The 20,880-nt window shown below is 50.7% G+C and carries 19 protein-coding genes and 7 tRNA genes; 5 read left to right on the top strand and 21 right to left on the bottom strand.

Annotation, left to right across the window (positions count from 1 at the left end):
• Positions 1–2: 2 nt before the first annotated feature.
• The 17 genes from L2731_RS09085 to L2731_RS09005 form a co-directional block, all read right to left on the bottom strand.
• On the bottom strand, positions 3–1,145 hold the full coding sequence (locus L2731_RS09085) for a DcaP family trimeric outer membrane transporter (protein ID WP_239850201.1): 1,143 nt from the start codon (positions 1,143–1,145) through the stop codon (positions 3–5).
• Between the two features lie 532 nt (positions 1,146–1,677).
• Positions 1,678–1,753 (bottom strand) — tRNA-Lys (locus L2731_RS09080).
• Positions 1,754–2,017: 264 nt separating this feature from the next.
• Positions 2,018–2,093: transfer RNA gene (locus tag L2731_RS09075), tRNA-Lys, on the bottom strand.
• 128 nt (positions 2,094–2,221) lie between these two features.
• Positions 2,222–2,297, bottom strand: a tRNA-Lys gene (locus L2731_RS09070).
• A 128-nt stretch (positions 2,298–2,425) separates the two neighbouring features.
• Positions 2,426–2,501 (bottom strand) — tRNA-Lys (locus L2731_RS09065).
• A gap of 128 nt (positions 2,502–2,629) precedes the next feature.
• A tRNA-Lys gene (locus L2731_RS09060) sits at positions 2,630–2,705 on the bottom strand.
• 38 nt (positions 2,706–2,743) lie between these two features.
• Positions 2,744–2,819 (bottom strand) — tRNA-Lys (locus L2731_RS09055).
• Positions 2,820–2,857: 38 nt separating this feature from the next.
• Positions 2,858–2,933, bottom strand: a tRNA-Lys gene (locus tag L2731_RS09050).
• Between the two features lie 159 nt (positions 2,934–3,092).
• A complete protein-coding gene (gene ybgF / locus L2731_RS09045) occupies positions 3,093–3,815 on the bottom strand; it encodes a tol-pal system protein YbgF (RefSeq protein WP_249252796.1) in 723 nt (240 codons plus the stop codon).
• 19 nt (positions 3,816–3,834) lie between these two features.
• Positions 3,835–4,377, bottom strand: a complete 543-nt coding sequence (pal, locus tag L2731_RS09040) for a peptidoglycan-associated lipoprotein Pal (RefSeq protein ID WP_011865327.1) — start codon at positions 4,375–4,377, stop codon at positions 3,835–3,837.
• Positions 4,378–4,411: 34 nt separating this feature from the next.
• Positions 4,412–5,737 (bottom strand): Tol-Pal system beta propeller repeat protein TolB, encoded by a 1,326-nt coding sequence (gene tolB, locus L2731_RS09035; RefSeq protein WP_249252795.1) that lies wholly within the window; start codon positions 5,735–5,737, stop codon positions 4,412–4,414.
• 9 nt (positions 5,738–5,746) lie between these two features.
• On the bottom strand, positions 5,747–6,682 hold the full coding sequence (tolA, locus tag L2731_RS09030; RefSeq protein ID WP_249252793.1) for a cell envelope integrity protein TolA: 936 nt from the start codon (positions 6,680–6,682) through the stop codon (positions 5,747–5,749).
• Between the two features lie 3 nt (positions 6,683–6,685).
• The gene (gene tolR, locus L2731_RS09025) at positions 6,686–7,120 is read right to left on the bottom strand and encodes a protein TolR (protein ID WP_041511682.1); all 435 of its coding nucleotides are present in this window, start codon (positions 7,118–7,120) and stop codon (positions 6,686–6,688) included.
• On the bottom strand, positions 7,120–7,809 hold the full coding sequence (gene tolQ / locus L2731_RS09020) for a protein TolQ (protein WP_041511683.1): 690 nt from the start codon (positions 7,807–7,809) through the stop codon (positions 7,120–7,122). Before tolQ ends, tolR begins: the two co-directional genes overlap by 1 nt.
• Positions 7,799–8,197 carry a tol-pal system-associated acyl-CoA thioesterase gene (gene ybgC, locus L2731_RS09015; RefSeq protein WP_041511684.1) on the bottom strand — a complete coding sequence of 133 codons (399 nt, stop codon included), beginning with the start codon at positions 8,195–8,197 and terminating at the stop codon, positions 7,799–7,801. The genes tolQ and ybgC overlap by 11 nt, the downstream gene beginning before the upstream one ends.
• A 158-nt stretch (positions 8,198–8,355) precedes the next feature.
• A complete protein-coding gene (locus L2731_RS09010; RefSeq protein ID WP_249252790.1) occupies positions 8,356–10,509 on the bottom strand; it encodes a prolyl oligopeptidase family serine peptidase in 2,154 nt (717 codons plus the stop codon).
• 608 nt (positions 10,510–11,117) lie between these two features.
• Complete coding sequence (locus L2731_RS09005) at positions 11,118–11,978, bottom strand: flagellar protein MotY (protein ID WP_239850193.1); 861 nt, start codon at positions 11,976–11,978, stop codon at positions 11,118–11,120.
• Between the two features lie 168 nt (positions 11,979–12,146).
• On the opposite strand from L2731_RS09005, the gene rnt reads away from it, so the two are divergent.
• Complete coding sequence (gene rnt, locus L2731_RS09000; protein ID WP_239850192.1) at positions 12,147–12,833, top strand: ribonuclease T; 687 nt, start codon at positions 12,147–12,149, stop codon at positions 12,831–12,833.
• A 148-nt stretch (positions 12,834–12,981) separates the two neighbouring features.
• Here the strand turns inward: rnt and L2731_RS08995 are convergent, their stop codons facing one another.
• Complete coding sequence (locus L2731_RS08995; protein WP_249252788.1) at positions 12,982–13,998, bottom strand: DUF3137 domain-containing protein; 1,017 nt, start codon at positions 13,996–13,998, stop codon at positions 12,982–12,984.
• Between the two features lie 111 nt (positions 13,999–14,109).
• Positions 14,110–14,856 (bottom strand): substrate-binding periplasmic protein, encoded by a 747-nt coding sequence (locus L2731_RS08990; RefSeq protein ID WP_249252786.1) that lies wholly within the window; start codon positions 14,854–14,856, stop codon positions 14,110–14,112.
• Positions 14,857–15,053: 197 nt separating this feature from the next.
• On the opposite strand from L2731_RS08990, the gene cyaB reads away from it, so the two are divergent.
• On the top strand, positions 15,054–15,599 hold the full coding sequence (gene cyaB / locus L2731_RS08985; RefSeq protein ID WP_249252783.1) for a class IV adenylate cyclase: 546 nt from the start codon (positions 15,054–15,056) through the stop codon (positions 15,597–15,599).
• A gap of 122 nt (positions 15,600–15,721) precedes the next feature.
• Here the strand turns inward: cyaB and L2731_RS08980 are convergent, their stop codons facing one another.
• Positions 15,722–16,327, bottom strand: coding sequence for a peroxiredoxin (locus tag L2731_RS08980; protein ID WP_041511691.1), 606 nt, complete (start codon positions 16,325–16,327; stop codon positions 15,722–15,724).
• Positions 16,328–16,640: 313 nt separating this feature from the next.
• Between L2731_RS08980 and L2731_RS08975 the strand changes: the two genes are divergently transcribed.
• Positions 16,641–17,960: a Na+/H+ antiporter family protein gene (locus L2731_RS08975; protein ID WP_249252781.1), complete on the top strand. Its 1,320-nt coding sequence runs from the start codon at positions 16,641–16,643 to the stop codon at positions 17,958–17,960.
• Between the two features lie 130 nt (positions 17,961–18,090).
• On the opposite strand, the gene upp is transcribed toward L2731_RS08975, so the two are convergent.
• Positions 18,091–18,717 (bottom strand): uracil phosphoribosyltransferase, encoded by a 627-nt coding sequence (gene upp / locus L2731_RS08970; RefSeq protein WP_011865313.1) that lies wholly within the window; start codon positions 18,715–18,717, stop codon positions 18,091–18,093.
• A gap of 211 nt (positions 18,718–18,928) precedes the next feature.
• Between upp and purM the strand changes: the two genes are divergently transcribed.
• The gene (gene purM / locus L2731_RS08965) at positions 18,929–19,966 is read left to right on the top strand and encodes a phosphoribosylformylglycinamidine cyclo-ligase (protein WP_144198564.1); all 1,038 of its coding nucleotides are present in this window, start codon (positions 18,929–18,931) and stop codon (positions 19,964–19,966) included.
• Positions 19,966–20,610 (top strand): phosphoribosylglycinamide formyltransferase, encoded by a 645-nt coding sequence (gene purN / locus L2731_RS08960; RefSeq protein ID WP_249252779.1) that lies wholly within the window; start codon positions 19,966–19,968, stop codon positions 20,608–20,610. The genes purM and purN overlap by 1 nt, the downstream gene beginning before the upstream one ends.
• Positions 20,611–20,880 lie beyond the last annotated feature (270 nt).

The raw sequence follows: 20,880 nt of genomic DNA, 5'->3' as shown, positions 1-20,880 counted from the left end.
GACTACAACACATACTTCACCGAGAAGATAACGCGATTTAACTCGCCCTTATCACCATTTTGTTTGGTGTTTTCCGCGTACATATACTCCACACCAACCGTTAAAGGTTTCACCGGAGAATAGAGCAAGTTAACGTAACCAGAATAGGACTCTTCATTCACAACTCCGCCAGTTAAGGCGACATCGTTATCGGCCTTGAAGCCCGATAAGGTAAAGCTTGAGCGCCACTTATCGTTCCACCAATGGCGGTAGGAGGCGAAACCGCCGTATGAGCTAATGGTCTCTATGTCGCCATCGGCATCCAATACTCCCGCATTGGCATAGTTAAGCGCCATGTAGCGCCCCAAGCCATCACCCGCGGTTGCCGAGAATTTAAGATCATCGCTACCAACAGGAATCACTCCGGTAAAGTTCAAGCCATAACCCATGGTCTGAGAATCTATCCCACCCTTCTCAAGGTTAAGCTGGCGTGCAATACCGGCCAGGGTAAACTTTGCACCACCTTGGGTCTTAAAGTTATAACGCGCCACGAAATCAGGCACTATGCCACTACCGCTGGTGATACGTGAACCACCGCCATTAGGCGTTACCGTAGTTTCTGGGTTTTCCAGAGCAAACTGGAAGCCGCCATTGGTGTATCTAACCTGCGTCTGGCGCACAAAAGGCGTACCTTCTGCCGCCCCCACGAAATCGAGGTTTTCAGGCAGAGAGCCTGGATTCATGAAGGTAGTCCAGGTCTGACCCACGGTCCAGTTGTCAAAGCTGACAAACGCATGACGAATTCGGGGAGAGTAACTGTTAGATACCCTTTCGTTGCCGTCGCTGTGAGTCATAAAGTCCAGCTCGATAAAACCGGTTAGCTTGTGGCCGTCGAGATCTGTCACCGTCTTAAAATTAAAGCGAGATTCTCTCGCTTGGAAATCGACAACTTGTTCGCCATTGCCCGGTGTACCATAGATGGTACCTGGAACATAAAACTGGCGAGAAAGATTACCTGAGTCTGGTGCGCCATTGCTATAGTCACTAAACATGACATCGGCCTTCACATAGCCACCAAACTTAAACTCTGTCTCGGCCATAGCAGCACTGGAACCTAGCGCCAGTAAGGTCGCCGCAGCCAGCAAAGACACTTTTGCGTTTTTCATCTGTCCTCTCCCTTTTTCATTATTATCGCAATGAATATGACGGAGTTAACAAACAAGTAACATTAGCAAAACGTCTATAAGACAAAGGTCGAACAGGCAGGGTTAATGTACGATAAAAAGCTAGTGAATTAGTCTAGGTCGAGGCAATCCCTATTGCATCAGCAAATAATTCGAACAACAAAACGATATAAAGGATCTGATGATTAACGGCTTTAAACCTGGCTCACTGGTATTAGGTCACAGGCATTAAGTCACTGCGATTTGAACTTTGGCTAGCTAACCGAAATCGACAACAAATAATAAGGAATTCAACAAAAGCAGAGATAATTGGAGAAGTGGTGGGGCGTGAAGGATTCGAACCTTTGACCAATGTGGCGTTAAGAAGCAAAGCCAACTGCCTCTTTACTTAAAGCGCATCCAATGAGCTATTAGATCACTAATATTGGGTCACTGCTATTTGAACTGTGGCTAGTTAACCGAAACCGACAACAAATAATAAGGAATTCAACAAAAGCAGAAATGATTGGAGAAGTGGTGGGTCGTGAAGGATTCGAACCTTCGACCAATTGGTTAAAAGCCAACTGCTCTACCGACTGAGCTAACGACCCATATTGTTGATACCGATGTAGCTTAACCTTGTATCAGAGGTTAAAAGCCAACTGCCCTTTCCCTAAAAATAGCGACTGAGCTAACGACCCATCTTAGATGCCTGAATGTTTAACCACTGTCAGAAAAGTGGTGGGTCGTGAAGGATTCTAACCTTCGACCAATGTGGAGTTAAAAAGTAAAGCCAACTGCCTCTTTGCTTTAAAAGCATCGACTGAGCTAATAACCTTCTAAATCCTTCTCTTGATTTAACCACCTAGAGAAAGTGGTGGGTCGTGAAGGATTCGAACCTTCGACCAATTGGTTAAAAGCCAACTGCTCTACCGACTGAGCTAACGACCCGTATTGTTGATACCGATGTAACTTAACCTTGTATCAGAGGTTAAAAGCCAACTGCCCTTTCCCTAAAAATAGCGACTGAGCTAACGACCCATCTAGGATGCCTGATTGTTTAACCACTGTCAGAAAAGTGGTGGGTCGTGAAGGATTCGAACCTTCGACCAATTGGTTAAAAGCCAACTGCTCTACCGACTGAGCTAACGACCCATATTGTTGATACCGATGTAGCTTAACCTTGTATCAGAGGTTAAAAGCCAACTGCCCTTTCTCTAAAAATAGCGACTGAGCTAACGACCCATCTTAGGTGCCTGAATGTTTAACCACTGCCAGAAAAGTGGTGGGTCGTGAAGGATTCGAACCTTCGACCAATTGGTTAAAAGCCAACTGCTCTACCGACTGAGCTAACGACCCATATTGTTGATACCGATGAAGCTTAACCTTGTATCAGAGGTTAAAAGCCAACTGCCCTTTCCCTAAAAATAGCGACTGAGCTAACGACCCATCTTGGATGCCTGAATGTTTAACCACTGCCAGAAAAGTGGTGGGTCGTGAAGGATTCGAACCTTCGACCAATTGGTTAAAAGCCAACTGCTCTACCGACTGAGCTAACGACCCATCTTGGATGCCTAACTGTTTAACCACTGTCAGAAAAGTGGTGGGTCGTGAAGGATTCGAACCTTCGACCAATTGGTTAAAAGCCAACTGCTCTACCGACTGAGCTAACGACCCATCTTGGATGCCTGATTGTTTAACCACTGTCAGAAAAGTGGTGGGTCGTGAAGGATTCGAACCTTCGACCAATTGGTTAAAAGCCAACTGCTCTACCGACTGAGCTAACGACCCATTTTCAACTAAATCTCTTTGATTTAGCGCCCAAACGACTACGTCGCTTCGAGGGCGCCTATAATACCTTTTTCATCTTCTCATGCAAGTGCAAATTCCCCATTTTTTTTTGTTTGCATGAAAAACAGACTAAGAGTATGTTTTTTGGTTAAATAGAGATTAAAGCCCCACCATCTGCTGTTTGGCGATGCGAGCAGCGGCACTATTAGCGTATTCGCTAACGACTTGCTGATAGTAACGTTTAGCGGTCGCATTATCGTTACGCTTCTGCGCAATCATGCCAAGCTTAACCAGGCTATCGCCACGCTTATTCGACTCTTTAAACTTATTGACAACAGTATTAAAGGCCTTAGCGGCATCGCCAAGCTCACCCTTGTTATAGAGTAGCTGACCTAACCAATAGTTAGCATTCGCCGCATAGGTCGAATTGGGGTATTGCGCGATAAACTCACGAAACGCCGGGATCGCCTCGTCGTACTGACGCTCTTTCAGCACCAGATTAACCGCGCGTTCATAGCTGGCGGTTTCTCCCAGAGAGGAGGTCTCTGAACTGGTCGCCGCAGGGGTTGCGGCCACAGGTGTCGACTTAGCCTTACTCAGGTTAGCGATATCGTCATAGAGCTGGCGCTGACGCTGCAGCATCTGATTGATCTGATAGCTTTGCTGCTCAGTCAGGCCGCGCAGGTCAAGTACCTCCTGCTGGAGGGTGTCAAGGCGCTGCTGCATCTCAAACTCGGCCGCTTGTTTGGCCTTTATGATACGCTCAAGGCGCGCAACTCTATCTTCGGAGGAACCACCGGCAACATCCTCAACGGGCGCAGGTGCCGCTACCGCGACACCCGCACTCATCAGAATTGCCGCGGTAACAACGGCAGTCTTCATAGTTAACCCTATCTAACGCTTAGTAAACCAATACCGCACGACGGTTCTTAGCAAAGCCATCATCGGTGCGAGAGAAATCTTGTGGCTTCTCTTCACCATAGCTCACTATGCTCATCTGGCTCGGCAGTACACCCATGCTTTGCAGGTACTTGGCAACGGCCTTGGCACGACGCTCACCTAGGGCGATGTTGTACTCTGGCGTACCACGCTCATCGGCATGACCTTCGATCATCACACGTACATTAGGATGCTCAAGCAGATACTCACCATGAGCATTAAGCACTTCTGAGAAGTCAGATGATACCGAGCTGCGGTCGAAATCGAAGTAGATGATATGTTCCTTGCGCAGTTCCTGGTACTTAATACGTTGCTGCTCTTCTGGTGTCAGGATAGGTGCTACACCACCCGTCTCAACGCCACCACCGGCATTCATTTCGCTGCTTTCGCTGCCGCTCATAGAGCTAGTCGCATCGGTTTGTGACTCAGAGGTTGAGCTACACGCACTGATCGCCATAATCGGCAGGGCAACAACCATAGCTTTAAACAGCTTATTCAGATCCATTTTGTAATCCTTAATCTTGTTCTCAGTAGTAAATTTATAAGAAAGGTGACCAAGCAGGAGACTTCACCTCCCCTTGACCCACTGGCAATCTTGCCTTAAATCGTCCATCCATAGAGACAGCAGCCAACACCTGTTGACCCTGATAAGTGGTGCCATAAATCACCATAGTACCGTTAGGCGCTATGCTTGGCGACTCATCCAAACGTGTCGTGGTCAGCACCTGCATAAATCGTGTCTCGAGATCCATACGGGCAATATTGAACTTACCATTTGTACGATTCACAAACACCATGCTGCGACCATCGGGCGAGATAGAGCCACCCAGGTTCCACTCACCTTCGAAGGTCAGGCGCGTGACCTTGCCTGAAGCTAAAGTCACCTGATAAATCTGCGGACGACCACCACGCTCAGAGGTAAAGATCAACGCCTTACCATCTGGTGTCCAAGAGGCCTCGGTGTCGATGGCGTAATGGTTAGTCACACGCTTAATCGCCTTGGTGGCGATATCCACCACATAGACCTCAGGCTGACCATCCTTCGACAGGGTAATCGCTAACTTCTTGCCATCGGGCGAGAATGACGGCGCGCCGTTGATCCCTGGGAAGCTGGTGACCTTAGTGCGTTGCTGAGTATAGATATCCTGAACAAAAACCTCGGCCTTCTTATTTTCAAAACTTACATAGGCCAAGCAGCGACCGTCGGGTGACCAGGCTGGCGACATCAGCGGCTCGGGCGAGCGCAGCAGCATCTGCTCGTTATAGCCATCATAATCGGCAATCATCAACTTGTAAGGCGATTTCGCCTTGTGATCCACCACCACGTAGGCGATACGCGTCAGGAAGGCGCCGCGAATACCGGTGAGCTTCTCATAGACGATATCACTGATCCTGTGACCATACTGCCTAAACTGGGCGCCGCTGATCACAGTCTCGCGACTATCGAGCAGGTAATCGCTAGCCGACTGAGGACCACCAGACTGCATCTGTGCTTTGACCAGATCGATAAGCTCAAAATTTACCAGATACTGATCGGGGCCGTATGGTTTAACCGTCCCCATGACCACGGCTTCGGCGGCGACATTCGACCAGGCCTTAAGATCCATCTGCGCCAATGACCCTAGGTTGCGCTGTGGCAGCCCGAGTTCATCCATCGGCTTAAAGGTCCCGCTGCGGGTCAGATCCGACATCACCACGTCTGAGATCTGTTGCGGCATAGGCGTACTGCCCTGCCACACAAAAGGCACCACGGCAATAGGACGCGCCGCATCGACCCCTTCGGTGATCACTATATCCAATGCCGCCTTGGCCGGTATGGTTAAAAACGCCAGACCCAAGATGAGCCATCTTCCCAAATTTTTCATGGAACTCCTTTAATTAAACTCAGGTTGTACAGTGAGATTAATCTCTTTTAGCTTGTTATAAACATCGGCTTCTGGCGAGACAGGCAGGCGCCCGGCCTTATTGATCGCAGCCTTAGTGGCACGGCACACCACAGGATCGCCAGACACTATCTCGTTACCAGTTACAAAGCCATCTTTGGCCAGACGAATAAAGACACGGCAGCTCTTGCCTCGCATCGACTCATCGACCACCAGATGACGCTGAATCGTGGCGCGGATCATCGAGGTATAACGCTGCACCTCGCTCATCACCTGCTTGTTGCGGGTCTGTGACAGCGCGGCCTGCTCGGCGGCTAACGCCTCTTGCATCATACGCTCCTGCTCGCGGCGCGCGGCCTCTTCGGCCTTACGTTTCGCCTCGGCCTCTGCCTTGCGCTTACGTTCTTCGGCGGCCTTCTTAGCGGCGGCCTCTTCAGCCTTACGCTTAGCTTCGGCTTTGGCTGCGGCCTCTTCGGCGGCCTTGCGCTCGGCCTCTTTCTGTTTACGCTGAGCCTCGGCCTTGGCGGCCTTCTCCTTCTCCTGCTGCTCTTTGAGCTTGGCGGCCTTGGCAGCCTTGGCCGCATTTTGCGTCTCTAACTCTTTCTGCTTGCGCTCCTGCTCAAGCTTCTTGATGCGCGCCTGCTCACGTTCACGGGCCTGACGCGCCTCTCTCGCCTTACGATCCAGCTCCTCCTGACGCGCCTTCTCCTTGCGCTCAGCGGCCAATTTCTCGGCTTTAAGTTTCTCGACCCGTTCGTTGACCCGCTTCTGATCCACCACCACGGCCTGCACCGCAGGCGCACTGACCTGGGGCATCACCTTAGGCTTCTCACTAAAATCGACACCCATGGCCAAAACAACTATCACGCCAACATGAATGCTGGCTGAAATAATGAGTGGAACGGTAAAATCTGATTTCCCTGCCACCTGTTACTCCTCAGGCGAATCTGTCATCAGGCCTACCGAAGGTACACCTGCTTTTTGTAACGTCACCATCAACTGGATCACCCTTTCATAGGGAATGCTCCTATCGGCCTTAACCACCACGGGGCGCTCTGGCTCTAGCTGAATGATGGCGCTGACTCTGACGGCAATCTCCTCGAGATCCAACACCTCTTTACTGCTGGCACTGCCAATATCCAGGTAATAATCGCCATCGGCATCGATAGAAGCCACCACTGGCGGCTTACTGTCGGCAGGCAGGCTCTCGGCCTCCCCCTGTGGCAAGTCCACCTTCACGCCCTGCGTCACGATAGGCGCAGTCACCATGAAGATAATGAGCAGTACCAACATCACGTCGATATAAGGTACAACGTTGATCTCGGCAACCGGACGACGCCTCTTACGTTGATAACCCTGCTGCATTAACCGGCTTCCTTCTCGCTATAGGCCTGACGATGCAGGATGCTGGAGAACTCTTCCATAAAGTTGGCGTAAGACATCTCGATCTTCTCCACCTGAGTCGAGAAACGGTTGTAGGCGATAACGGCAGGAATCGCCGCAAACAGACCCATGGCCGTGGCGATAAGTGCCTCGGCGATACCCGGGGCCACCATGGCAAGTGTCGCGTTTTCAACGGCGCCCAGGGCGATAAAGGAGTTCATGATCCCCCAAACGGTACCAAACAGACCGATATAGGGGCTGGTCGAGCCAATCGTTGCCAGCAGTGGCAAGTGGGTTTCCAACTTCTCAAGCTCTCTGGAGAGAGAGACCCGCATGGCACGATAACAGCCATCCATCACGGCGGCTGGCACCTTGCCGTTAAGGTTACTCAGGCGGGCATACTCTTTAAAGCCGGCGTAGAACATGGCCTCTAGACCTGTATTGCTCTCCTGTCTGGCAGAGAGTTCCTTGTACAGCTTATTGAGGTCAACTCCGGACCAAAATTTGTCTTCAAACTTGAGCGAACGCTGACGAGCCGAGGTCAGCAGGCGTCTACGCTGAATAATCACCGCCCAGGACACCACGGACAATGTCAGCAGCGTCAACATGACGAATTTAACTAATAGACTGGCCTGTAAAAACAGCCCGATAAAAGAGATATCAGCTTCCACCCTTTAACTCCTGAACAATATGATGGGGAATGGCTTTCGGCCGCATGCGCGATAACGCCACACAGGCCACCTGAATGTGCCCTTCACAATAGAGGGTTCCGTCCTGGTCGAGCAGACGCTGACGAAACACCATAGAGGCCTTCTTCATCTCTATGACCTCAGACTCGACGAAAAGGTCCTGCTCGAAGCGTGCGGCCACCTTAAAATCGATATCGGCATGCTTAACCACGAAGGCAATATCGTCGGCCAGTAGCTGCGTCTGTTTCACCCCTATCTGTTTTAACCACTCGGTGCGGGCACGCTCGAAGAAATTAAGGTAGTTAGAGTGATACACCACTCCACCGGCATCGGTATCTTCGTAGTAAACGGATATAGGCCAACGAAACATAGCTACAAACGGCTCAACATTCAGATTAAATAGAGGCCTACTATACCGAGTGCCTAGGCAATTGTGAATGCTTGACGCCCCTGTAGCCGGGACTAACTGCATAAAATTTTGTTAATAAAAAAGGGAAGTTATTCACTTCCCTTTTTAGGTTTGTTTACTTAGCCGCCTATCTTGCTCGGCACCGCAAGGCCGAAGCTATGCATTAAGAAACTGTAAATGTCGGCAAATTCATCTATCTTCATCGCCGTCGGCTTACCAGCGCCATGACCGGCCTTAGACTCGATACGCATGATGATAGGTGCATCTCCCGTCTGTCTGTCCTGCAGCAGCGCGCCGAACTTGAAGCTGTGCAGAGGTACCACGCGATCGTCATGATCCGCCGTCATCACCATAGTCGCCGGGTAATCTCGCTCTGCTATGTTGTGATAAGGCGAATAGGCCAATAGCGCAGGGAACTGCTCGGCATTATCTGCGCTACCGTATTCACTGGTCCAAGCCCAGCCGATGGTGAACTTATGAAAACGCAACATATCCAGCACGCCTACCGCAGGCAGAATGGCGGCGAAAAGGTCCGGACGCTGAGTCACGGCCGCGCCCATCAGCAGACCACCGTTACTGCGGCCATAGGCACCGAGCTTGCTGCGATTAGTGTACTTGTTGTCAATCAAATACTCGGCCGCAGCAAAATAGTCATCGAACACGTTTTGCTTCTTATCGAACATACCCGCCTGGTGCCAGCTCTCACCGTATTCGGCGCCGCCACGTAGGTTAGGCACGGCGTACACGCCGCCCATGTCCATCCAGGCGATATTGGCCGGGCTGAATCTTGGCGTCAGAGAGATAGAGAATCCACCGTAGGCATACAAGAGGGTTGGGTTTTCACCGTTAAGGGTCAATCCCTTCTTGTAGGAGATCATCATAGGTACGCGCGTGCCATCCTTGCTGGTGTAGAACACCTGCTCAGAAACATAGTTGTCCGGATTAAAGGCGACCTTAGGCTTAGCGTACAGGCTAGACTCACCCGTCTTAAAGTCAAACTTGTAGGTGGTCTGCGGCTGCACATAGCTGTTGAAGGTGTAATAGAAGTAATCCTTGCTACGCTTGCCATATGGGCCAGCAATCTTGCCCTTACCCGGTAGCTCTACATCCTGGCGCTTCACGCCGTTCATGCTGAAGATAGTGAGCTTGCCCAGCACGTCGTGCAGGTAGCTGACCACCAGGTGATCGTTGATGATGGCCACGCTAGCGATAGGATCGCTCGACTCAGGAACCACCGTCTTCCAGTTTGCCTTGGCTGGACGATTCACATCCACCGCCACTATCTTGCCATTTGGCGCATCGAGATCTGTCTTGAAGTAGAAGACAGACTTGTCGTTACCCAGGAAGCTGTACTCGGCCTCAAGCTCGCTGATTAGCTCAACCACGGGTGCGTTGGCGTCGGTCAGTGACTTATAGAAGAAACGGTTACGGCTATCTGTGCCCTGAGAGATGGAGATCAACAGATAATCCCCCGCCTCCGATACCTCGGCGCCGAAGCCCCAATCTTTATTCTGTGGACGCTCGTAAATCAGCTTGTCTTGAGACTGATCTGTGCCCAGCTGGTGATAGTAAACCTTCTGGTTAAAGTTAACGTCGGCCAGCAGGTTACCGCCTTCGGGCGCGTCATAACGAGAATAGTAGACACCTTTATTGTCTTTGCTCCACTCGGCACTGGAGAACTTAATCCAGTTGAGCTCGTCGCCTAGCTTGGCACCGCTTGCCACATCGACAAACTGCCACTGCTGCCAGTCTGAGCCCGACTTAGAGACGCCATAGGCGATGATCTTACCGTCGCCGCTGACAGAGACGCCGCTCAGGGCAACGGTACCGTCGGTCGAGAAGCTATTTGGGTCAAGGGCGACCTTCTCTTCGCCGGCCTTATTCTTCACATAGAGTACAGATTGTGCCTGCAGACCATCGTTACGATAGTAAAAGGTGTTATCGCCACGCTCTGTGGGTGCCGTGACCTTCTCGAAGTTCCACAGCTCTGTGATGCGATCGACTATCGCCTGCTTATTTTCCAGCTGCGCCAGAAAGTCGTGTCCCGCCTGTTGCTGCTGCTTCACCCAGGCATGGGTCGCGTCACTCTCTTCCTCCAGATAACGGTAGGGGTCGGCAACCTGTACGCCGTGAATCGTTTCGACCACGCCCTGGGGCTGAACTGCTGCCTGCGCCGCTGCCGTTTCACTGGCATGGTACTGACAACCCATGAGTGTTAAACCTAATCCGGCAAGCAAAAGGGTTTGCTTAGATAAAATCGTCTTAAGAGCCATCTGTAGCCATCCTGGATATCTCGTTATTATTAATGGTAAACCTGTGAGCTAGCGCCCAATAACCTCGTACTATACAAGTAAAAAAAAACCGTGCAATGGCTACAAATAAACGAATCCGGCATTTGCGAAATTGACTTGTTAATAAAAAAACAACATGGATGAATTATATAAATCGTGAAATTATGCAGCAATTTTGCGTAATCAAGCGCAAATACCCAAAATGTGTGAATTCGACCCTTTAAACACCCTTTTTTGACATTAGAAATACTAATCTAAGGCGGGAATTTTTCTAGTTTGTAGGACAAATGGTCTGACCCTATAATTCACCTCGTTTTCCGGAAGTGTCTACCCCGCTGGTAGATGGGAAACAAGAACTCCGAGTTCCCGTGCCAGTCACGTGAATTCATCCCTGGTTCTTATGCTTGACTTCCTTCCTTCAATTTGTTGATTGCAATGATTTATTTGCGGCCCACTTAAGATTAAGTGGGCTTTTTTTTACCTGTTTTTTACCAAGCGTTTGCCAGCACTCTCTTTTTATCCCGGGCCGATAACAAAAACCGGCCTTGTTGGCCGGTTTCCATAAATATTATTAACTCACTGTGGCTTTTTTAATCCAGCGGCTTGCTGAGGCGAATCACCACGCGTCTGTTGCGCGCCCGCTCATCTTTGGTTTCATTGGACGCCACATGACGACGCTCACCATGACCTAAGGTATGGATACGTTCGTCGGGAATACCGGCGGCCAGGAAGAGCTGCTTAACCGACTTGGCGCGTTTCTCTGACACCTTCTTATTCACCGAGCGGCCACCGAAGCTGTCGGTATAGGCGTCGATCAAGACCAGCTCGACCTCAGGGTCGTAAGAGAGATACTCCTGCACCTTAGCGATCTGCGCCTTGGAGTATCGAGTCAACTCGGAACCACCAAACTCATAGGTCAGCACGGTAAAGGCGATATCATCGAAACTATAGGGCAAGAGATTGGCCAGACACGATTTAAACTCGGCGTAACGACGACCAAAATTGGCGGCCGAAAGCCCAACGGCGACTTTGCTGGAGCGGTTGTACCAGTCGGCATAATAGAAAGTCGGCTGCATGCCGCGTTCGAGTTCGTTCAGCATGGACCAGGCCGCCTTCTTAGGCACCTCGCCGCTAAAATACTTCTGATAGGTGAGATCTGTGATGGGACGGGACACCACACCAGGACGCCAGGCGGGCGCCATGCTCATCAACTTGGCATTGGTCACCTCGTCGGGCTTCACCCACATATCCAGGCTAAAGTTCAAATCATGATCTTTACCGGCGCGGCTGGTAAACACCGCCTTGCCGTAGGATGGGATCTCATGCTCAAGACGACAGATGATGGGGGTGTTGTCGCTTAGACTCCAGGAGGACTGTTCCAGCGAGGCCACATAGTGACGCAACTCGGCCTGCGCCGTCGTCGCCAGACTCAAGCCGATACCGAATGTCATCGCACATAGCACCCTAACCCACATAGACAGTCACTCTTATTAATTACGTTACTTATCCCTATCGGCCTAATTTAGCATTCCTTTAGCCCATATTATGACCAATCAAACATGACAAGATCCCATCGGATACTTCATAATAGCCCCCCACTCTTCACTTTGGATATTTTAATGAGCGATATTTGCGACGCACACAAACTTAAGCATAGATTCCGTGGCTACTTTCCCGTCGTCATAGATGTTGAAACCGCGGGGTTTAATGCTCAGACCGATGCGTTGCTGGAGATCGCCGTCACCCTGCTGAAGATGGATGATAATGGCGACTTGATGCTGGATAAGACGCTGCACTATCATATCGAGCCCTTCGAAGGCGCAAACCTCGAACCAGATGCCCTGGCGTTTAATGGCATAGACCCCAGCAACCCGCTGCGCGGCGCCGTGAGCGAGAAAGAAGCCTTCTTAGAGATCTTTAAAGAGGTCAAGAAGCATCAGAAGGCATCGGATTGTCACCGCAGTATCATAGTGGCCCACAACGCCGCCTTCGATCATGGTTTCGTTACTCAGGCGATCGAACGCAACGCCCTGAAACGTACGCCGTTTCACCCGTTTGCCACCTTCGACACCGCCGCCCTCTCGGGCCTGGCACTTGGACACACGGTACTGGCGAAGGCCTGTGAGATCGCCGGTATCCCCTTCGACAACAAAGAGGCTCACTCCGCCCTCTATGATACCGAACGCACCGCCGAGCTGTTTTGTCATATCGTCAACAAGTGGAAGGCATTAGGCGGCTGGCCGGTAGTAGCGCCAAGCGAAGAACCCAGCCCAGCGCCTGAACAAGAAACTAGCGATAACGCTTGAGCTATGTGACAGCCAAACTATGACAGCCAAGCTATAACATCTGAGGTAAGACCCAAAGGTGTTAGACAGCCTAGGCTAAACACCTGCTAGTGTCTATACAGATACTGGCCGCTCAACAGAGATAAGGTGAACGGCCAAATAGACGATTTTAAAGCCCGGTACGACTGTCGAGATTCAGGGCCTTGATCAAATCAAATACCTCATGGATCTCCTTAAACACCTGCTCTATATCATCGCTAAAATCCAGCGGCTTTAGCAGATCCAACTGCGGCTCGAAATAGTTATGTTTACAGGCGATCATAATCAGCAGTCTTCCCGCTTTAAAGCTGGCTTCGAGCTCTCCACCGTAAAAGCGTGACAGGGAGAGAAAACGCTCCATGGTCGCCGTGGTTAGCATGTATCTCGCCTCGACCTGATCGTCGCTATACACCTCAAACTGACGCTCAAAGGTAGGATCTTCCAGCTTTACCCGTGACAGCTGCTGTTTAAACAGCATAAAACCGTTACCCATGAGACCTCTATCTTGACGAACCTGGATATTGGCAGAAAACCGCTTTGGCAGCGCAAACTCTATGACCAAACCATCAAACAGCGTCTTGTATTGAGGGCGATTGTCTTTAGTCCCCTTGTGCTCGAATAGCGTCAGCTCCCGCAGCAAGAAAGGCACATTGAGGTACTGGCCTCGTACCGAGTCTTCAAAATATCCCTTGTCGAACTTAGGAAAGAGACCATAGTCCATATAGGTATCCAGGCCGGGTAAGTCAGGAGGATTTAACGCAAACCGCTTACCGAAATATCCCAGCAGCAGCGGATAGACCTCCTCGATAATCTCAGCGCGTAGTTGGCCTATCTCGTTTCCCGCCCAGATGTTTACCGTCGCCACCAAGGCGCCTGAGCCAAACGCACCGGCAAAGCCGATAAAGAACACGCCATCTTCAAAATCGAGAATCGCTGCGCCGTAGAAAGTTAGGGCAAAAAAGGCCAGAAAGGCGAGTAGACCGATATAAGTGACGGGAGCACTGACTTTTCTACGCGACAGATACTTAGCGGCAGCCGCCTGGCGAACCGACTCATAACGTCGGCACTTAGGGGCTATCTTCTTCGCGTAATATTGACTAAAGGCCTGCTTGTCCTCGGCCGGAATCGCAAACTCCATTGGATTCATACATCTATCCTTGCTTATTTCCATTGGCGACAATTAGCGGCTATCTCGAAGCGCACGTCAAGAGATTATGTACCGTTTGATTGAAAAACAATCGGTTAGAGGAAGATACGCCTAATTGTTCAATCTTGAGTCAACCGATGGACCCGAAGTATATTTGGCCAGTAAGGCATCGATTGTTCCCTGGTCTCCGAGCTGACTTATCGCGTCATTGATCTGCTCGAGCAAGGTTTGGTGTTCTCTTCGCAGGCGGATCACCAGCACGCCATCCGAATGCACCGCCGCCAGCGCGATAGGCACCTCCAGCTCCTTGGCCCAGTAAAGCGCGGTAAGATCCCCTGCAATGGCGGCCTGGATGCGCCCCTTCTGCAAGGCGATGATAAGCTCACGCTCCGACTTAAAATCGACACGGGTGAACTGGCTGTCGTCGTGATAGAGATAACCGCGCACAGTACCTATTTCCTGCCCGCGGATCTTACTAATATCCATCCAGTCGTCCTGTGCCGTCGCCAAGACCACTACATGCTCCTTAATCGCGAAAATGGGTTGTGACTGCACAAAATTTTCACCCAGGTCGCCCCCCTCAAACCAGCTAGGACTCACAACATCGAAATCCAGTGCCCCGCTAGCCAACGCCTGATTAGTTCGCTTCGGTGGATAATGTTTCGCCTCCAATCGAATCGGGGTCAGTGCAAAGATATCTGGCACCAACTCGGCCAAGATCCCTGGGTCCTTGGCGTTAGCATCGATAAAGTAGGGATACCAACTACTGGAGCCATTCACATCATAAGAAAGCACGGTTTCGGCGCGAACAGCCACCACGAAAAACAAACAACAGAGAAACGCTATAGAAAGTCGCATCGAGTACCTTACATCTCACATTCGCGGCTAAGCCGATAAATAAGAAGGGTTTCTCTAGGTATATCAAGGGCGAACAAAATGATCAATTTATTAACATAAAATGGCACCAACAAAGACTAATAACCTCACACTCCGCCCCGCCCAAAAGTGCTATAGTCCGGCTAACAACCACAGCAAGCTACACAGACGGTAGAACGATGAGCCAAGCCCATTTTGAAGGCAAGTATGAAGTCGAACTCAAATATCGACTACAAGATAGAGAGGCTTTTTTAAACCAGCTTCGACGCCTCCCTCACCAGATAATGCTCGAGGACAATGTCGAGTTCGACCGATATTACGATACTGAAAAAGGATGCCTGGCCAAAGAGGAGAAATATTTGATTCTCAGGGAGATGCGCCCCTCAGGGATCAAACTCTGGATAGTCAAAGGACCTGGTGACAAGCAGTGTCAGGCCACGCGTATCGACAATATCGACAGCGCCGCCGCCATGCTGGAAAACCTGGGCTATGGCGTCGTGCTGCGTCTTACCAAGACCCGCAGCATCTATTTTATCGACCATTACCATGTGACGGTCGATACGCTCAACGGCCTGGGCGACTTTGCCGAGCTGGCGATCATGACAGACGATGAGGCTCAACTGGCAGATTTTGAACGAGGACTCATCTCCCTGGCCGAGCAGCTCGGTCTCAGCGAGGATGACAGAGAGACCGCCTCCTACCGTGAGCTGGTGCTCACGAGCTAATCCCCTCTAACCAGTGAGCCTCAGCTAGGCTGATATAAAGACTAATCATAAAATCTTGTCATAAAATCTAGCCATAAAAAAAGCTGCCCTAGGGCAGCTTTTTTGACTTTAACATGAATCGCTTATAGTGAATCAGCGTTATCAGTCAGGTAAGAAGCAACGCCTGCTGGGCTCGCGTCCATACCCTTGTCACCTTTTTCCCAGCCTGCTGGGCAAACGTCACCGTGCTCTTCGTGGAATTGAAGTGCATCGATCATACGAATCATCTCGTCAACGTTACGACCTAGTGGCAGATCGTTAACGACTTGGTGACGAACCTGACCTTCTTTGTCGATCAGGAAAGAACCACGGAAAGCCACGCCGGCTTCTGGATGCTCAACATCGTAAGCTTTACAGATATCGTGCTTCACGTCAGCAACTAGGGTGTACTGAACCTGGCCGATACCGCCCTTGTCTACTGGAGTGTTACGCCATGCGTTGTGAGTGAACTGAGAATCGATAGAAACACCGATAACTTCAACGCCACGCTTCTTGAACTCTTCCATGCGGTGATCGAAGGCAATCAACTCAGATGGGCATACGAAAGTGAAGTCAAGTGGGTAGAAGAATACTACAGCTGGCTTTCCTTTAATCGCTTCGCTCAGGGTAAAGCTATCAACGATTTCGCCATTACCAAGAACTGCTGCAGCTGTAAAATCAGGAGCCGGACGGCCTACTAATACGCTCATTTTTTATCTCCATCTATGGATTGAAAAAGCTTTTAATTATGAACTCAGAAGCATTATAGGCAGTCACCAGCGGGACACAAGTAATTTGGGATCATTGTCACTTTTTTTAATAAATATTCATCGAGTTGCCCAAGTTATCACCTTCTTCCGTCCACTCGGTTAGGCTTATTTACACTTACGCAGTAAACTTGAATACAGTTCGGTTACATCTCTTGTCTATTTTTCAGATAAAACGCCTAGACGCTGGACAACACGGGCTATTGCTGGCAAAAATAGCTTCCCATTAAAGATTAAAAAATCAGATTGAATCAATATGAATGCAGTTGTTATTGCCGTTTGCTTGATGTTGGGCCTTAGCCTAGCACGCGTGAACGTCGTTATCGCACTCACTGTGAGTGCATTGGTCGCCGGACTCGTCGGCGGCATGAACCTAGACCAAACGGTCGATGCCTTTAATACCGGCCTTGGCGGCGGCGCGCAGATCGCCCTGAGTTATGCCCTGCTGGGCGCCTTTGCCGTGGCCCTGTCGCACTCGGGCCTTACCACGCTCATCTCTCGCAAGGTGATTGCACAGTTAGGTCGAGAGGAAAACCCTGGCAACATTAACAAGGTCCGCTGGCTGCTCTTGCTGGCTATCCTGGCCATGGCGGTGTCGTCGCAAAACATTCTGCCGATTCATATTGCATTCATTCCAATCCTGATCCCACCGCTCTTGCATGTGATGTCTAAGCTCAAGCTAGACAGACGTCTGGTGGCCTGTGTACTCACCTTCGGCCTAGTGACCACCTATATGATCCTGCCAGTGGGTTTTGGCGGCATCTTCCTCAACGACATCTTGCTTTCTAATCTCACCAGCAATAACTTAGATGCGGTGCGCGAGCAGATCCCACCGGCCATGTTGATCCCTGCCCTGGGTATGGTCGCGGGACTATTTATCGCCGTGTTTGTCAGCTATCGCAAGCCAAGAGAATATAAAGAGGAGTTGATCTTGGCCGCGGAGCCGGAAGAAACCCTCAATCGCCGCAATATTGTCATCGCCTTAATAGCGATAGCATCGACCCTGGTGGTACAGCTCTATACCGGCTCGATGATCTTCGGCGCCCTCATCGGCTTTATCATCTTCAGCTTCTCCGGCGCCCTTAAGCATGTGGCCGATCAGGATATCTTCAACCAAGGGGTACGTATGATGGCCAACATCGGCTTCATCATGATCTCCGCCGCCGGTTTCGCTGCCGTGGTCAAGGCCACAGGCGATGTGGGCACTCTGGTTGATTCCCTCAGCCACCTCATCGGTGACAATCGCGCATTGGCGGCCTTCTTGATGTTGGTGGTCGGTCTGCTCATCACTATGGGAATCGGCTCTTCGTTTTCGACCATCCCGATTATCGCCACTATCTATGTGCCGCTGGCCATCAGCTTCGGCTTCTCGGTACCGGCGACTATCGCCCTGGTCGGCACGGCGGCGGCGCTGGGGGATGCGGGCTCACCGGCATCGGATTCGACCCTGGGCCCAACGGCCGGTCTTAACGCCGACGGTCAGCATGATCATATTCGTGACAGCGTGATCCCAACCTTTATCCACTACAACATCCCGCTATTGATCTCGGGTTGGATTGCGGCAATGGTGCTCTAACAAGGACATCGCACTTTAATCGAGTCCAGACACAAAAGTCAGCCAACAAAAAAGGAGCCTTAGGCTCCTTTTTTACGGCTCACCATATTTAATATGGCTTGCTACTAGATACTAGGTCTAACTTAACGTATTACTTAGTACCAAAGATCTTATCGCCAGCATCACCCAGACCAGGCAGGATGTAACCGTTCTCGTTAAGGCACTTATCGATAGAGGCGGTGTAAAGCTCGATATCAGGATGGGCCTTCTCAAGCGCCGCGATGCCTTCAGGCGCCGCTACTAATACCAACGCCTTGATTGAGGTGCAGCCACGCTCTTTAAGCAGATCGATAGTTGAGATCATAGAGCCGCCGGTTGCCAACATAGGGTCGACCACCAATGCGATACGCTCATGCATATTGCTAGCAAGCTTCTCAAAATATGGCACAGGCTCCAGCGTCTCCTCGTCGCGGTAGATACCCACAACTGAGATACGTGCACTCGGTACGTGCTCAAGCACACCATCCATCATGCCAAGACCAGCACGCAGGATAGGCACTACAGTTACCTTCTTACCCTTGATCTGCTCAACTTCAACTGGACCGTTCCATCCTTCGATAGTGACCTTCTCGGTTTCAAAGTCAGCGGTCGCTTCATAGGTCAACAGGCTACCCACTTCAGCCGCTAACTCACGGAAACGCTTAGTACTGATATCTCCTTCACGCATCAAGCCAATCTTATGACGTACTAGAGGATGCTTAACTTCGACCACTTTCATCGTTTTCTCCTGATCTATTCCAGTTTTTCCAGCAAATTGTACCGATTCTAGTAGATTTGTTCACAATCGAAAACATAAAGTTTTACAAACACGGTAAATCGTGACCTAAGTCCGTTTGAATATTCAAAATCATCCCTTTCGAGTGCCTACACAAGCTGATAGAATAGCGCCGCATAAAAATCCAATAACGATGTACCCGAGAGGATCCTCCGTGAGCACTCCTACCCAGCTAAGCTATAAAGATGCAGGTGTTGATATCGACGCAGGCAATGCCCTTGTAGACAATATCAAATCTGCCGTTAAACGTACCCACCGCCCCGAAGTCATGGGCAACCTAGGTGGTTTTGGCGCACTTTGCGAGCTGCCAACTAAGTACAAACATCCAGTTCTTGTGTCTGGCACCGATGGTGTTGGTACCAAGCTTAGACTGGCTATCGATTATCAGAAACATGACAGCGTAGGTATCGACCTGGTTGCCATGTGTGTCAACGATCTGATTGTTGCCGGTGCAGAGCCCCTGTTTTTCCTCGACTATTACGCCACTGGCAAGCTAGATGTTGCGACCGCGACCTCTGTGGTTAACGGCATTGCCGAAGGTTGTGCTCAATCAGGTTGCGCCCTTATCGGTGGTGAAACCGCCGAGATGCCTGGCATGTACGAAGGCGAAGACTACGACTTAGCTGGCTTCTGCGTCGGCGTTGTCGAGAAAGAAGATGTACTCGACGGTTCTAAAGTGGTTGCCGGTGACGCGCTGATCGCCTTGGGCTCAAGCGGCCCACACTCAAACGGTTACTCACTGATCCGTAAGGTACTGGAAGTGAGCAAGGCCGATCCTCAGCAAGACCTTGAAGGCAAGCCGCTGATCGACCACCTACTGGAACCGACCAAGATTTATGTTAAGCCGCTGCTTAAGCTGCTTGAGAAGCATGACATCCATGCTATGGCCCATATCACTGGCGGCGGCTTCTGGGAAAACATCCCACGCGTGCTACCCGATGATGCTAAAGCCGTGGTAAAGGGCGACTCATGGCAATGGCCTACCGTTTTCAACTGGCTGATGGAAAACGGTAATATCGCCGAGTTTGAAATGTACCGTACCTTCAACTGTGGTGTCGGCATGATCATCGCCCTGCCACAGGATCAAGTGGATGCGGCGCTAACCCTACTTAAGGCCGAAGGCGAAAACGCTTGGCTCATCGGTGACATTGCCAGCCGCAATGGCGACGAAGAGCAAGTGGAGATCTGCTAATGCCCAACTGCTGTCGCGTTCTCGTCCTGGTCTCTGGTAATGGCAGCAATCTGCAAGCCATCATCGACGGTTGTGACGATAACCTGGACGCCGAAGTCGTTGGGGTGATCAGCAATAAGCCCGATGCCTATGGCCTGATGCGCGCGCATCAGAGTGAGATCGATACCAGCTGCGTGATCCCCCACGAGGGCGAGTCTCGCAGCGACTATGATCTGCGTCTCAAGGCGGCCATCGACAAGTACCAGCCAGATCTTATCGTGCTGGCAGGCTTCATGCGGATCCTGAGCGATGATTTCGTCAAGCAGTTCGAAAGACGAATGATCAACATTCATCCTTCGTTGCTGCCGAAATACACGGGCCTACATACTCATCAGAGGGCGATCGACGCCGGTGACAGCGAACATGGCGCCAGTGTACACTTTGTGACCCCAGAGCTGGATGCAGGACCTGTGATCCTGCAGGCCAAGGTGCCCGTCTATCCCGAAGACGATGCCAGCACACTGGCACAAAGGGTACATGAGCAGGAACATGCCATCTATCCCTTAGTGGTGAAGTGGTTCAGCCAGCAGCGCCTGCGCATGTCTGACGGCAAGGCCTACCTTGACGAGCAACCGCTTGGCCCTATGGGCTACGCCGCTGACTAACCCTTTAACGCATTAGCTTAAAGCAGACAAAAAAGAGACCCTAGGGTCTCTTTTTTATTGGCATAAGCGCATTCTTTGATCAGCCGGTTTGTTATGCCTTACCTCTTTGGCTGCATACCTTGAGCCACAGCAGAAACGCCCACCCAATTTAACCACTAAGCCCAAAGCATCCCTTTATTGCTGGCCAGACTAAATAAATCACCAAATTCCATTGTTTTTAAAACACAATTGGTTTTAGATGAAGGCAGTTGACTTTCTGCTAGCAAGATG

The sequence above is a fragment of the Shewanella aquimarina genome, from assembly GCF_023349185.1.
Taxonomy (GTDB): domain Bacteria; phylum Pseudomonadota; class Gammaproteobacteria; order Enterobacterales; family Shewanellaceae; genus Shewanella; species Shewanella aquimarina.
Note: the sequence above shows the minus strand (reverse complement) of the source record. Positions and strands in the feature narration are given on the sequence as shown.

Bases quoted from the DNA above. Each gene is read 5' to 3' on its own strand.
- tolB (WP_249252795.1), bottom strand. From the start codon at position 5,737: ATGAAAAATTTGGGAAGATGGCTCATCTTGGGTCTGGCGTTTTTAACC.
- L2731_RS09005 (WP_239850193.1), bottom strand. From the start codon at position 11,978: ATGACATTCGGTATCGGCTTGAGTCTGGCGACGACGGCGCAGGCCGAG.
- L2731_RS08980 (WP_041511691.1), bottom strand. From the start codon at position 16,327: ATGAGCGTATTAGTAGGCCGTCCGGCTCCTGATTTTACAGCTGCAGCA.
- ybgC (WP_041511684.1), bottom strand. From the start codon at position 8,197: ATGTTTCGTTGGCCTATATCCGTTTACTACGAAGATACCGATGCCGGT.
- L2731_RS09010 (WP_249252790.1), bottom strand. From the start codon at position 10,509: ATGGCTCTTAAGACGATTTTATCTAAGCAAACCCTTTTGCTTGCCGGA.
- tolR (WP_041511682.1), bottom strand. From the start codon at position 7,120: ATGCAGCAGGGTTATCAACGTAAGAGGCGTCGTCCGGTTGCCGAGATC.
- rnt (WP_239850192.1), top strand. From the start codon at position 12,147: ATGAGCGATATTTGCGACGCACACAAACTTAAGCATAGATTCCGTGGC.
- cyaB (WP_249252783.1), top strand. From the start codon at position 15,054: ATGAGCCAAGCCCATTTTGAAGGCAAGTATGAAGTCGAACTCAAATAT.
- L2731_RS08990 (WP_249252786.1), bottom strand. From the start codon at position 14,856: ATGCGACTTTCTATAGCGTTTCTCTGTTGTTTGTTTTTCGTGGTGGCT.
- upp (WP_011865313.1), bottom strand. From the start codon at position 18,717: ATGAAAGTGGTCGAAGTTAAGCATCCTCTAGTACGTCATAAGATTGGC.
- L2731_RS08995 (WP_249252788.1), bottom strand. From the start codon at position 13,998: ATGAATCCAATGGAGTTTGCGATTCCGGCCGAGGACAAGCAGGCCTTT.
- L2731_RS09085 (WP_239850201.1), bottom strand. From the start codon at position 1,145: ATGAAAAACGCAAAAGTGTCTTTGCTGGCTGCGGCGACCTTACTGGCG.
- purN (WP_249252779.1), top strand. From the start codon at position 19,966: ATGCCCAACTGCTGTCGCGTTCTCGTCCTGGTCTCTGGTAATGGCAGC.
- pal (WP_011865327.1), bottom strand. From the start codon at position 4,377: ATGGATCTGAATAAGCTGTTTAAAGCTATGGTTGTTGCCCTGCCGATT.
- ybgF (WP_249252796.1), bottom strand. From the start codon at position 3,815: ATGAAGACTGCCGTTGTTACCGCGGCAATTCTGATGAGTGCGGGTGTC.
- L2731_RS08975 (WP_249252781.1), top strand. From the start codon at position 16,641: ATGAATGCAGTTGTTATTGCCGTTTGCTTGATGTTGGGCCTTAGCCTA.